At 38.6% G+C, this 12,914-nt stretch carries 12 protein-coding genes, 1 tRNA gene and 1 other annotated feature; of the genes, 8 read left to right on the top strand and 5 right to left on the bottom strand.

Annotation, left to right across the window (positions count from 1 at the left end; all coding sequences use genetic code 11):
• The first annotated feature begins 118 nt into the window (after positions 1-118).
• A complete protein-coding gene (locus DPV81_RS09545) occupies positions 119-274 on the top strand; it encodes a hypothetical protein (RefSeq protein ID WP_432206728.1) in 156 nt (51 codons plus the stop codon).
• A 156-nt stretch (positions 275-430) separates the two neighbouring features.
• Positions 431-520: transfer RNA gene (locus DPV81_RS03665), tRNA-Ser, on the top strand.
• Between the two features lie 70 nt (positions 521-590).
• Here DPV81_RS03665 and priC read toward each other — a convergent pair.
• From priC to gloA, 4 genes are all read right to left on the bottom strand, one after another.
• A complete protein-coding gene (priC, locus tag DPV81_RS03670; RefSeq protein WP_111386820.1) occupies positions 591-1,172 on the bottom strand; it encodes a primosomal replication protein PriC in 582 nt (193 codons plus the stop codon).
• A gap of 39 nt (positions 1,173-1,211) precedes the next feature.
• Positions 1,212-2,564, bottom strand: a complete 1,353-nt coding sequence (locus DPV81_RS03675) for a Na+/H+ antiporter family protein (RefSeq protein ID WP_111386822.1) — start codon at positions 2,562-2,564, stop codon at positions 1,212-1,214.
• Positions 2,565-2,666: 102 nt separating this feature from the next.
• Positions 2,667-2,794 (bottom strand) — a sequence feature (His leader region).
• A gap of 117 nt (positions 2,795-2,911) precedes the next feature.
• A complete protein-coding gene (gene rnt, locus DPV81_RS03680) occupies positions 2,912-3,601 on the bottom strand; it encodes a ribonuclease T (RefSeq protein ID WP_111386823.1) in 690 nt (229 codons plus the stop codon).
• A 10-nt stretch (positions 3,602-3,611) separates the two neighbouring features.
• A complete protein-coding gene (gloA, locus tag DPV81_RS03685; RefSeq protein ID WP_111386825.1) occupies positions 3,612-4,019 on the bottom strand; it encodes a lactoylglutathione lyase in 408 nt (135 codons plus the stop codon).
• Positions 4,020-4,185: 166 nt separating this feature from the next.
• Between gloA and DPV81_RS03690 the strand changes: the two genes are divergently transcribed.
• On the top strand, positions 4,186-6,810 hold the full coding sequence (locus tag DPV81_RS03690) for a GDYXXLXY domain-containing protein (protein ID WP_111386827.1): 2,625 nt from the start codon (positions 4,186-4,188) through the stop codon (positions 6,808-6,810).
• A 67-nt stretch (positions 6,811-6,877) separates the two neighbouring features.
• On the opposite strand, the gene cmoA is transcribed toward DPV81_RS03690, so the two are convergent.
• Positions 6,878-7,603 carry a carboxy-S-adenosyl-L-methionine synthase CmoA gene (cmoA, locus tag DPV81_RS03695; protein ID WP_111386828.1) on the bottom strand — a complete coding sequence of 242 codons (726 nt, stop codon included), beginning with the start codon at positions 7,601-7,603 and terminating at the stop codon, positions 6,878-6,880.
• A 184-nt stretch (positions 7,604-7,787) separates the two neighbouring features.
• On the opposite strand from cmoA, the gene aspS reads away from it, so the two are divergent.
• The 5 genes from aspS (at position 7,788) to DPV81_RS03720 (ending at position 12,892) form a co-directional block, all read left to right on the top strand.
• A complete protein-coding gene (gene aspS, locus DPV81_RS03700; protein ID WP_111386830.1) occupies positions 7,788-9,554 on the top strand; it encodes an aspartate--tRNA ligase in 1,767 nt (588 codons plus the stop codon).
• A 269-nt stretch (positions 9,555-9,823) separates the two neighbouring features.
• Positions 9,824-11,092, top strand: coding sequence for an NRAMP family divalent metal transporter (locus tag DPV81_RS03705; RefSeq protein WP_111386831.1), 1,269 nt, complete (start codon positions 9,824-9,826; stop codon positions 11,090-11,092).
• Positions 11,093-11,193: 101 nt separating this feature from the next.
• Positions 11,194-11,652 carry a dihydroneopterin triphosphate diphosphatase gene (gene nudB, locus DPV81_RS03710; RefSeq protein WP_111386833.1) on the top strand — a complete coding sequence of 153 codons (459 nt, stop codon included), beginning with the start codon at positions 11,194-11,196 and terminating at the stop codon, positions 11,650-11,652.
• 47 nt (positions 11,653-11,699) lie between these two features.
• On the top strand, positions 11,700-12,440 hold the full coding sequence (locus tag DPV81_RS03715) for a YebC/PmpR family DNA-binding transcriptional regulator (protein ID WP_111386834.1): 741 nt from the start codon (positions 11,700-11,702) through the stop codon (positions 12,438-12,440).
• Between the two features lie 17 nt (positions 12,441-12,457).
• Entirely contained in the window at positions 12,458-12,892 is a 435-nt protein-coding gene (locus tag DPV81_RS03720; protein WP_111386836.1) for an ACP-like domain-containing protein, read from the top strand.
• The last annotated feature ends 22 nt before the right edge of the window (positions 12,893-12,914 follow it).

Raw genomic sequence — 12,914 nt, forward strand, 5'->3', positions numbered from 1 at the left:
CGTTGCTCAAGTCGCAACTGCAGAAGTTGAACCACAAGAAAAAGCAAAATTTATAAGTTCTTATGTGTTCACAGGTCGTGCTGGTACGATTTCAGCCGTGCCACATACAAAAGCAGCCATGACATTAGCGAAAGCACCAGATGAAGCGTCTAAACCATTCCCAATTGTAGAATGGACGGAGTCTCGTTATTACTTTAATGGTAAAGGCGCGGCAGGCCATCATAGTGCAATTAGCCATATTTATTCTGAACCGACACAAGCGAAAGCAGAGTAATATCCTAATAATAAAAGACGGAACCAATAGGTTCCGTTTTTTATTTTGTGTATTTTTAAAACATTGTGATTTAAAAGTAGTCAGTCAGATAATTTTTTTATTTTCTTGCTTGACGGGGTGGGGGAAAAAACGTATTATTCACCTCGCTTAAATCACGGAGGAATGGTCGAGTGGTTGAAGGCACCGGTCTTGAAAACCGGCGAGGGTTTACGCCCTCCGTGAGTTCGAATCTCACTTCCTCCGCCATCAAATTTAAAAAATCCCTAAGTCGAAAGATTTAGGGATTTTTGCTTTCCAGTCTATTTCAAAAAAAATCTTATTTCTTGACCGCACTTTCTTGTGCTTCTTTGAAGGCAAGGTATTCTTCTAAGGTCTCAATGGCTTCTAAACATTTTTGACGACGCGTTAAATAAATTGCGGCTGTTTGCTTATGTACATCTCGTTGAATATCTGTTTGAGCCGTATTCGCTTGTGCTTTAGCTTCTTCGTATTTTTCCGTGAGTTGCTGTAAGGCTTCATAATATTTTTCTAGACGCTCTCTTGGCGGAAGTCGATGAATGCTGTGCTGTGATTTACTGCTTGTAACTGGTTGTTCCATTTTTTTCGGTTGAATAGCTTTTTTATGCTTGCGATTCATAGCTTCAGTCAATGCGGTGCATTGCCCTAAAAGATGTTCAGCCATAAATATAATTTGTTCTTCATTTTGATGGGGAAGGCTGCATAGCTTCGTTAAGCTTTGCTGGATTTCTTTGAGATAAAAACCGGCAGTTTCAAAATCTTCAGTAAATAAAGTGCGGTTAAATTTAGCGTTAATTTTTTTATCAGAGTCAGCTTGATAGGCTTGAGTCAGTTGCTGCACTTTTTGTTCGAGCGTATTGAGTAATGATTGAATAGACATAAAAAAATCCCCGCATAATGAATGTAGGGATTATAACGATTAAAGGGTCATGGCTGCAATCCAACCGAACGCTAATAATGGAATGTTGTAGTGAATAAAGGTTGGTACAACAGAATCCCAAATGTGGTCGTGTTTACCATCCATATTCAAACCGGATGTTGGACCAAGTGTGGAGTCAGAAGCCGGTGAACCCGCATCCCCTAATGCCGCCGCTACACCTACGATAGCCACTGTCGCAAGTGGTGAGAAACCAAAAGAGAGACAAAGTGGTACATAAATTGAGGTGATAATTGGCACGGTTGAGAAAGAAGAACCAATACCCATGGTGATTAATAACCCGACGAGTAACATTAAGAATGCCGCAACGCCTTTGCTTTGAATCACACCCGTTGAAAGTGCATCAACTAACTCCTTCACGCCACTTGTGGAATTAATGACATTAGCGAAACCCGAAGCTGCAATCATCACAAAGCCAATCATTGCCATTAAGCGTAAACCTTGTTGGAAAATATCGTTACTTTCTTTGAGTTTGAAAATACCAAAGGCACCGAAAATCACTAAACCGACTAAGCCACCAATGATAGTTGAACTTGTGAAAAGCTGGGTAGCAAACGTGGCGACAATGGCGACTACACTTGCGGTAATTTGAATCGGTTTAATGTTCGCAATGTGTTGTTCAATTTCAGTTGTTGTTGGTTCTGCCGTTGTCACAACATACTCACGCGGTTTACGATAGGTAATAAATACGGCGGTGAGCAAACCAAGAATCATACCAATAACAGGGATAAGCATAGCAAAAGAAACTTCACCAACACTGGTTTGTAAACCGAGTGGAGCGCCAGCAAGATTGATATTTTTTACTAAAACGCTTTCAATAAAGATTTTCCCGAAACCAACCGGCAAGATCATATAAGTTGCGGTTAAACCAAAGGTAATAATACAAGCCACTGCACGACGATCGATTTTTAAACGGTTAAAAATAGAAAGTAAAGGCGGTACCACAATCGGAATAAACGCAATGTGTACTGGGAGCAAGTTTTGGGATGAAATTGAGAATAAAAGCAAAATACCAAGTAGCATATATTTAAACCAAGCTAAATTTTTGCCGGTTGGTGTTTTGTTCATTCGGGTAATAATTTTATAAGCAAGCAAATCAGTGATGCCAGATTTTGAAATTGCAATGGCAAATGCACCGAGCATCGCATAGTTCATTGCCACTTCAGCACCACCACCTAAGCCGCCTGTAAAGGTTTCAATGGTTTTGCTTAAACCTAAGTCGCCGCATAAGCCGGCGGTAAGCGCGGAAATTACCAGTGCGATAACCACGTTCACGCGCAGTAGGCTTAATGCCAGTAATACGACAATTGAAATAACAACGGGATTCGATAGCATATTGTTGTTCCTTATTGATTAATTAAACGTAAAAGGTCGCATAAAAGAAAATTGATTTAAGGTTAAATGTCGCATAGTAATAAACTCCTGTAATTAATAATAAAACAAAACCCCTCGAAAGTTGCCTTCCGAGGGGTAAGATTTTTTTGATCTTTATCTTGTCAGCTCGGAAGAAATCTTCCAAGCACGCCAACAGCCTGAAAGATTATTCAGTTGAATGGCGATGATGGTGACGAAGGATAAAGTTCATTTGAAACTCTCTTATTTAGATAACTAAATTTAATTACTTTTTAAAATACGGTAAACCGAAAACGATTGCAAGTTTTTTTTCAAAAAAATTTAAAAAATTACAGTGCGGTCTGATTTTCAGCTGTTTTTTCCGTTTCATTTGTTTGAGCAACATGCGGGAAACCACCAAGCTCTTTTAAATGGTTCACCATATAGCAAAATAATTCTGCCGTACGCTCAGTATCATATAGTGCCGAGTGTGCTTGTTTACCATCAAAAGGAATTTTTGCCGCTTGGCATGCTTTGACGAGCACCGTTTGCCCAAATATAAAACCGGCAAGTGTTGCTGTATCAAACATCCCAAAAGGGTGGAATGGATTGCGTTTTACGCCTGTGCGCTCAGCCGCCGCCATCACGAAACTTTGGTCAAAAGCCGCGTTGTGTGCCACGATGATAGAACGCTGACATTCAGCATCTTTTTGTCCACGACGCACCATTTGGAACAATCCCGTGATCGCATCTAATTCAGATACAGCACCTCGCAATGGATTGTGAATATCAATCCCATTGAATTTGAGAGATTCGGGATTAATATTTGCCCCCTCAAATGGTTCAATATGAAAATGGCATTTTTGATCGGGGTGTAAATTGCCATTCCCATCCATTTTTAAGGTGATTGCCGCAAGTTCTAAAAGCGCATCTTTTTTGGCATCAAACCCAGCCGTTTCCACATCAATAATGACAGGAAAGTAGCCGCGGAAGCGATTTTTTAATTGATGGTGATAAGGAATTTCAGGTGTATCTGACACAATGTATTCCTTAATTCCCTAAAGCTGATTTTGCACTTTTGTTTTCGATAAACTCGATCTTATAACCATCTGGATCTTCAACGAATGCAATCACGGTTGTGCCACCTTTAACTGGGCCGGCTTCGCGAGTCACTTTACCGCCATTAGCACGTACCGCTTCACAAGTTGCGTAAATATCATCTACACCAATAGCAATATGCCCGTAAGCATTACCAAGATCATATTCCGTTACGCCCCAGTTGTATGTTAATTCAATTTCTGCAGCGCTTTCGCCATCTTCGTAACCTAAAAAAGCAAGCGTATATTTATACTCAGGGTTTTCACTTGTGCGTAATAAACGCATACCTAAAACATCTTGATAAAATTTAATAGAGCGGTCTAAATCACCTACTCGAAGCATCGTGTGTAAAATTTGCATCTTGTTTTCCTTCTTTAATTGGGTTCGCTAAATTATGCCATAGAATGCGATTTGGCGCGAATTAATCTTCAATATAGGGTAAATTACATCACATTTTTTAATTGATTTATTTACCTTACTATTATGCTAAGATAATACGAGTCTTTTTATAAAAAGGAAAAAATAAATGAATACAACAGGCCTTTTTAATCTTTCTTGGCAACGTTATTTAAATTTACTGTTTTTATTATTAACCGTAGGGTTTTTAACGAGTGGAGTCATCACGTTAATTGCAGCTAATTTAGATTATTTTTCTGATTTAGCCAAAATTTATGGCTTACAAACATTGCTTGTGGTGACAGTGGTATTAGGTATTTATTGCTTTATTCTAGAGAGTCGTCGACAAGCCAAAGAAAAATTAAAGTGGAAGACATATAGCCTCTTTTTTGTTGTTTCTGTCTTGATTGGCGGTTTATTTGCCTTAGTCGGTCAAACCTATCAAACGGGGGCCGATGTATGGCAGTTATTTGCTGTTTGGACACTTTGCCAACTTCCATTTTTATTATTATTTCCGAATGTGGCCTCTGCATTATTATTTGCCGCTACTGCCAATGTTGCGTTTTATTTATTTAATGAACAAAACTCGCATAACTCAATGTGTTATGCCGTGCTGATTAATGCTGGATTACTTGTGATATCGGAATTATTCAGTAAAACTTTTCATGATCAACATTGGCGCATTTTACCTAAAGTATTTTTAGTGCTGACTTTTGTTAACCTATTTGGTTTAATAGTAAAAATTCATGATATGTACGCTTATGCTTGGGATGAATTTGGCCTTTTATCACTCAGTTCTTTTCTAATTGCTATTCCTGCCTCGATCGCATTTTATGTATATCACAAATATCGCTTTGATTTTATTAATTTAATTATTTCAGTCATAGCCTTACTTGGCGCTTATTGCTTTTTGGCATCTCTTTTGATTCGTGGTGTAGAAGAGGGCGTGGTTTTAGGATTGATTGGCTTTACTTTCACGGTCATGGCAATCAAGTGGTTGGTGAAACTCTATAAACAAGAATATCCAAATAATAAGAAATCCCATTGGGCGATTTCAATATTATGGATGATAGCTTTATTGATAGCACTAGTGACGATAGGCGTTTGGTTATTTTTTTCTTTAGGTTTAGATGCGTCTAGTGCATTCATTGTTGGTATTCTTTTATTTGGTATAGCTTGGTTGATTACTTTAAATAAAGATAAAAATGAATACACTATAATTTTAGCAGGTTTATTTTTTCTAATCGCAAACAGTTTTTTAGGATTCTATTTGCTTGTTAAATTTGATGATTTTTTTCTTTTATTAGGATATGAATTTAGCGAGGATTCAAATTTCGGTATTTTTATCTCCGCACTAATTTTTACCGTCATTATTATCGTTAGCTACAAATTGATGCCGAATTCTTTAGTGAGGATTCTACTGGTTACCCAGCTTCTCGTGTATTGGCAAATTTCCTATAATCTATATTTCCATAGTTACAGCTTGAATAACGCATGGTTTAACACATGGTTTAATAAAATCCAGCTCCTGAGTTCGATTGTACTCTTTTATTGGGTCATGCGACCTAATCAATCAGCGCGAATTCATTTAAAGCCTATTGCTTGGGGAACAGTATTATTCTCTCTATGGATCTCTGTGCCGTCGTATATGGCGTTTCCTTGGGTAGATTATGGTCTTATCGATACAGATGTTTCAAGTGATGTCATGCCAGCAGACGCGATGAGTCTTGATAATATGTTGCAAGTTTTAAGTGGGCAATTTTGGTCACACTTCCAGTTTGATGTTAGCCATATCTTATATTTACTTGTCTGTGCATTACCATTAATTGTCTATGCACTAATGAAGAAGCATAGTGACTCCAAACACACAGAAGCAGTGTTAATTTTATTAGTATTAACCTTGTTTGCATTAGGCTTTGTTGGGATACCCGTCATTTTATATTTAACAGCGTTATTATTGCTTGTTTATTGGACGGACAGCCGTGCGTTCTTCGGTCTTTTGGTATTTGCCTTTGTTGTTTATTTAGGTGGGTTCTATTACCAATTGAGCATCCCATTACTCTATAAAGGGGGATTGCTAGTAAGCTTTGCCGTTATTTTTGCGATTGTTACTTTATTCTTGCATGCACGTTATAAAGCGCCTTCACAAAGTGCGGTCGAAAACCATTCTGTTTTTAAAGCACCGATTTGGCTTGTTGGCGTCTTTGTGATCGCGTTATTGGGCGCGGTGAACTATAAAGTACAGCAATTTGAAGATGTGCTGGCTACTGGTAAGCCTGTTGTCTTAAAAATCGCTCCTGTGGATCCTCGTTCATTGATGCAAGGCGATTATATGGTATTGAATTACGCTATTTTATCTGAGTTTCAGCAAAGTCAGGTTTTACCTGAATCAAATGAACCTCTTGAAAGTAATGAGCCTATTGAAACTGTTGAATCTAATGAAATCACAGGTATAGATGAATCAAGTCCTTCGGAAAAAAAAGCTTATATCCTTGTTCATCTTGATCAAAATCATGTTGCGACATTTTGTGAGGAGCAATCAGAGATACCAACAGATTTTAAACATTGCACACCAAATGTTTATTTACCAATTCGTTATAAAGGTGGTTGGCTTCCTAAATTACCAAGCCAAGATTATTTCTTTGCGGAAGGGAAAGGTGAACATTATGCGCAAGCGGAATATGCAGAATATCGCTTTAAAGACGGTATTTTATTGCTCGCTCGTTTATTAGATAAGGATTTAAAAGGGCTATAAAGCATTGGTGACAAATAAGGGCGTATTTGATACGCCCTTATTTTTTAGATTATTGATTGGATTATAATTATTTCACTGCAATCATTGAGCCAAAATTAAAACATTGGAACCATAATTCGACGTGTGAAAACCCGATGTTTTTTAACCGCTCTTTGTGGATGTTAATCGAGTCAGTACGCATTACATTTTCAAGTGCGGTGCGTTTTTGGCTCACTTCAAGTTCACTGTAACCGTTAGCACGTTTGAATTGGTGGTGCAGATCAATAAGCAACTCATTCACTTTTCCATCTTCAAAACGGAATTTTTCAGAGAGCACCAATACACCGTTTAGGTTTAAACCTTGGTAGATTTTGGTGAGCAAGGCTACACGATCTTCTGGTGGTAAAAATTGCAATGTGAAGTTGAGCACCACCATTGAGGCGTTCTTAATTTCAATTTGACGAATATCATCGCAAAGAATTTCTACAGGCACATCACTATGATAAGCCGCCACATGCTGACGACAGCGTTCAACCATCGGGAGAGAATTATCGACACCGATAATTTTTACATTAGGTTGTTTAATATTGCGTCGCATAGAAAGGGCTGCCGCACCGCGTGAACAGCCTAAATCATAGACTTGGCTGTCAGCCGTCACAAAGCGTTCCGCCAACATGCCAATTGCGGTGATAATGTTGGAGTAGCCAGGAATCGAGCGTTGGATCATATCGGGAAATACTTCCGCCACGCTTTCATCAAAAGTAAAATCGCCCAGTTTTTCAATCGGGGCGGCAAAAATCGTATCTTTCATCATGATTGAATTCTGTTGTTGTCTTGAGAGAGCATTTATTTAGATAAAATGCAAAAAACTGCGGTCATTTTAGTGAAAGTTTTTAAAGGATCAAATAAATTTCGCTTTTCAATTTAAAAGGCACGTCTTTTTCCGTATAATCAACGCGTTAATTATCCATTTTTAGAAAAATGAAAGGAATATAGAAATGATGCGTACACATTATTGCGGTGCATTAAACCGCAACCATATTGGACAAGAAGTAACATTAAGCGGTTGGGTTCACCGTCGTCGAGATTTAGGTGGTTTAATTTTTATTGATATGCGTGATCGTGATGGTGTCGTGCAAGTTTGTTTTGACCCTAAATATCAAGAGGCATTAACCGCAGCTTCAGGCTTACGTAATGAATTTTGTATTCAAATTAAAGGTGAAGTAATCGCGCGTCCTGACAATCAAATTAATAAAAATATGGCGACAGGCGAAGTGGAAGTGTTAGCAAAAGAATTACGCATCTACAATGCTTCTGATGTTTTACCGTTAGACTTCAACCAAAACAACACAGAAGAACAACGTTTAAAATACCGTTATTTAGATTTACGTCGTCCAGAAATGGCACAACGTTTGAAAACTCGTGCAAAAATCACCAGCTTTGTGCGTCGTTTTATGGATGATAATGGTTTCCTTGATATTGAGACCCCAATGCTTACCAAAGCAACGCCAGAAGGTGCGCGTGACTATTTAGTGCCAAGCCGTGTACATAAAGGCAAATTCTATGCGTTGCCGCAATCACCACAGCTTTTCAAACAGCTTTTAATGATGTCTGGTTTTGATCGTTATTATCAAATCGTGAAATGTTTCCGTGATGAAGATTTACGTGCAGATCGTCAGCCTGAATTTACCCAAATCGATGTGGAAACGTCTTTCTTAACTGCGCCAGAAGTACGTGAGATCATGGAACGCATGGTACATTGTTTATGGCAAAATATCATTGGTGTGGATTTAGGTAAATTCCCGCAAATGACCTGGCAAGAAGCGATGACTCGTTTTGGTTCAGATAAACCAGATTTGCGTAATCCGCTTGAATTAGTCGATGTGGCAGATATCGTTAAAGACGTTGAATTTAAAGTATTTAATGAGCCAGCAAACAATCCAAACGGCCGCGTGGCAGTCATTCGTGTACCAAATGGTACTGAAATCACGCGTAAACAAATTGATGAATATACACAATTTGTTGGGATTTACGGTGCAAAAGGTTTAGCTTGGGCGAAAGTAAACGATATCAATGCAGGCCTTGAAGGCGTACAAAGTCCGATTGCGAAATTCTTAAATGAAGAGGTATGGAAAGCGTTAGCAGAGCGTGTAAAAGCTCAAACTGGCGATATCTTATTCTTCGGTGCAGACAAATGGCAAACCACTACGGATGCAATGGGCGCATTGCGTTTAAAATTAGGTCGTGATCTTGGCTTAACTCGTTTAGATGAATGGCAACCACTTTGGGTGATTGATTTCCCAATGTTTGAACGTGATGAAGAGGGTAATCTCGCAGCAATGCATCACCCATTCACTTCACCAAAAGATTTTACGCCAGAACAATTAGAAGCGAATCCAACCGATGCGGTAGCAAATGCTTACGATATGGTGATCAATGGCTATGAAGTAGGTGGTGGTTCTGTTCGTATTTTCGATCCGAAAATGCAGCAAACCGTATTCCGCATTCTTGGTATCAATGAACAAGAACAACGTGAAAAATTTGGTTTCTTATTAGATGCATTAAAATTTGGTACACCACCACATGCAGGTTTAGCATTTGGTTTAGACCGTTTAACTATGCTTTTAACAGGCACTGAAAATATCCGTGATGTGATTGCATTCCCGAAAACAACAGCCGCAGCTTGTTTAATGACTGAAGCGCCAAGTTTTGCGAATCCACAGGCGTTAGGTGAGTTAAGTATTCAGGTTGTGAAAGCTGAATAAGTTTAAAATTTATAATATAGGGTGCGGTCAATTTTGACCGCACTTTCTTTTTATTGAAAAAATTTTATTCACTTAAAGATATCAGTTTTTCGGTATGAATACTTGTGAAATTTATTTGTTTTGAAGTTATATTCTGAAAAAATAAAATAATCAGATTTTTATTTTTCACTACTGCTTTTAAGTGGATTTTATTTACTTTACTCAAGGATAAAATTCTATTATAAATAAGACCTTTTTCGGTTTATGGTCAATTTATAAGAGAAAATTTTATGAGTGAAGTTTTAACTCCAGTAGAAAAATCAACATGGGCGAGTAAATTCTCAGCCTTAGGCCCTGGAATCGTGATGGCATCAGCAGCTGTTGGTGGTTCACATATTATTGCATCCACCCAAGCGGGTGCGATCTATGGTTGGGAATTAGTGAGCATTGTTATTCTTGCTAATTTATTCAAATATCCTTTCTTCCGTTTTGGTGTTCAATATACCTTAGATACGGGTAATACTTTGCTAGAGGGTTACCGTCAAAAAGGGAAATTCTATCTTTGGTTATTCCTTGCTTTAAACATTTTTGCAACTGTGATTAATACTGCAGCAGTAGGGTTATTAACAGCAGCAATTTTAACGTTCATTACGCCAATCCCACTCCCAATGCCCGTGTTAAGCTCATTAGTGATTCTTGTGACAACCGGCATTTTATTGTTGGGTAAATATCGTTTATTAGATAGCTTATCGAAAATCATCATGATTGCGTTAACGGTAACCACCGTGAGTGCAGTAGTGATTGCCTTTATGCGTAATGGTATCCATGGCGTAGCTGCACCTGATTTTGTCGCGCCTTCTCCATGGGAATTAAGTAAATTAGCGTTTTTAGTTGCTTTGATGGGCTGGATGCCAGCGCCAATTGAAATCTCTGCAATTAACTCAATGTGGGTGGTAGCAAAACGTCGTTTAACCAAAGTATCTTATGAAGACGGTTTATTTGACTTCAATGTGGGTTACATCGGCACAGCAATTTTAGCTGTCGTATTCTTAGCGCTTGGTGCATTGGTGCAATATGGTTCTCCAGAAACCGTAGAGATGGTAGGCGGAAAATATATCGCGCAACTTATCAATATGTATGCAAGTACTATCGGTGAATGGGCGCGTTTATTAATTGCCGTGATTGCGTTCATGTGCATGTTTGGAACAACAATTACGGTAATTGATGGTTATTCACGTACTAATGTTGAAGCTGTACGTATCTTGTTTGGTAAACAAGAAAGCTCAGTAAGAATTTTAAACATTGGCATGATTTTAGCCGCATTATCTGGTTTAGCGATTATTTTCTACTTCAATAATGCAGTGGGTCCAATGCTGAAATTTGCGATGATTGCTTCATTTGTTTCTGCGCCAATCTTCGCTTGGTTGAATTTATCTCTGACTAAGCACGCGAAACACAGTGTAAAAGGTGGCTTATTGTGGTTATCCCTTATTGGTTTATTCTACTTAACAGCCTTTGCAGGATTATTTATCGCCCAACAAGCTGGCTGGTTAAACTAAAATAATTGAGATAATTACCGCACTTTAGTTTTAAAGTGCGGTAATTTTTTTGAAAGTTTTTAGTAGAAAAGGTATGATGCTGCCCATTCTCAATTATGTAGATGACGAGCTTGAAATATAAAAATAATCAATCGGTTCTCGTGGTAATTTATGCGGAAAGCACGCATCGCATTCTGATGCTTCAGCGCCAAGATGATCCCAGTTTTTGGCAATCCGTTACAGGGACATTGGAAACCAACGAAACACTAAGAGAAACAGCAATTCGAGAAGTTTGGGAAGAAGTTGGATTAAAAATAGAAGAAAATTCGACCGCACTTTTTGATTGTAAAGAGAGTATAGAATTTGAAATTTTCCCGCATTTCCGCTATAAATACGCACCGAATGTGACTCACTGTCATGAACATTGGTTTTTATTGGCAGTTGAGCAGGAATTTGAACCGATATTAAGTGAGCATTTGGCGTATCAATGGGTTTCACCAGAATATGCGATCCAAATGACAAAATCGCCGAATAATGCCGAGGCCATCAAAAAATATTTGATGAACGGCTTTCCTCTATAGAAGAGGATTTCATTTAAAAACGTTTTTAAGATAAGAAGGAAAACAACATGGCAGGCCATAGTAAGTGGGCAAATATTAAACACCGTAAAGCAGCACAAGATGCGCAACGCGGTAAAATTTTTACAAAATTAATTCGTGAATTAGTCACTGCGGCAAAAATTGGTGGCGGTGATGTGGGCGCTAACCCGCGTTTACGTGCGGCAGTAGATAAAGCCTTATCGAGTAACATGACTCGTGATACCATTAACCGCGCGATTGAACGCGGTGTGGGTGGTGGCGATGACACCAATATGGAAACAAGAATTTACGAAGGTTATGGTCCGGGTGGAACTGCTGTGATGGTTGAGTGTCTAAGTGACAACGCAAACCGAACCATCTCACAGGTTCGCCCAAGTTTCACTAAATGTGGTGGAAACTTAGGGACTGAAGGTTCTGTGGGCTACTTATTCAGCAAAAAAGGCTTGATTTTAATTAGCCTAGGTGAAGAAGATGCGTTAATGGAGGCAGCAATTGAAGCCGGTGCAGATGATGTTCAACCACAAGATGATGGTTCATTCGAAATCTATACTGCGTGGGAAGATTTAGGTTCTGTGCGCGATGCAATCGAAGCAGCAGGATTTAAAATTGATAACGCAGAAGTGACAATGATTCCATCAACAACAGTTGATCTTGATCTTGAAACTGCGCCTAAATTGTTGCGTTTAATTGACATGTTAGAAGACTGTGACGATGTACAAAACGTATATCATAACGGTGAAATTAGTGATGAAGTTGCAGCTCAGCTGTAATTTTAAGGAGATTTAGAATGAAATTTGCTAAAGTATTACCAGCAATGGCCGCTCTTGTTGTTTTATCTGCGTGTGCAAGCGATGCACCAAAAATGGAAAACAAAGCGGAACAAATGACCACCCCTACTGTAACAGATAAAACAGTCGTTTATACTTGTAACAAGAAAACTGTAACTGCAGTTTATCAATTTGAAAACCAAGAGCCAACAGCAGCAATGGTGATGGTGGGCAACAAAGTTGTTGCGAAAGATTTCGCTCGTGATGCAGCTCAAAAAGACTTCACTTCATTTACTTCTGGCAAATATGTTTGGAACGTAGATAGTGGTTTAACTTTAGATAAATTTGATTCTGTTGTGCCAGTAAATCTTTTAATCAAAGGCAAAAAAGCAGACAAAATTGTTGTGAAAAACTGTGATGTAGATGCAAAAGCAACTGCAAAAGCAAACCAATAATTAACGCTAAAAACGGCCGGCA

Source organism: Haemophilus parainfluenzae, from assembly GCF_003252795.1.
Taxonomy (GTDB): domain Bacteria; phylum Pseudomonadota; class Gammaproteobacteria; order Enterobacterales; family Pasteurellaceae; genus Haemophilus_D; species Haemophilus_D parainfluenzae_K.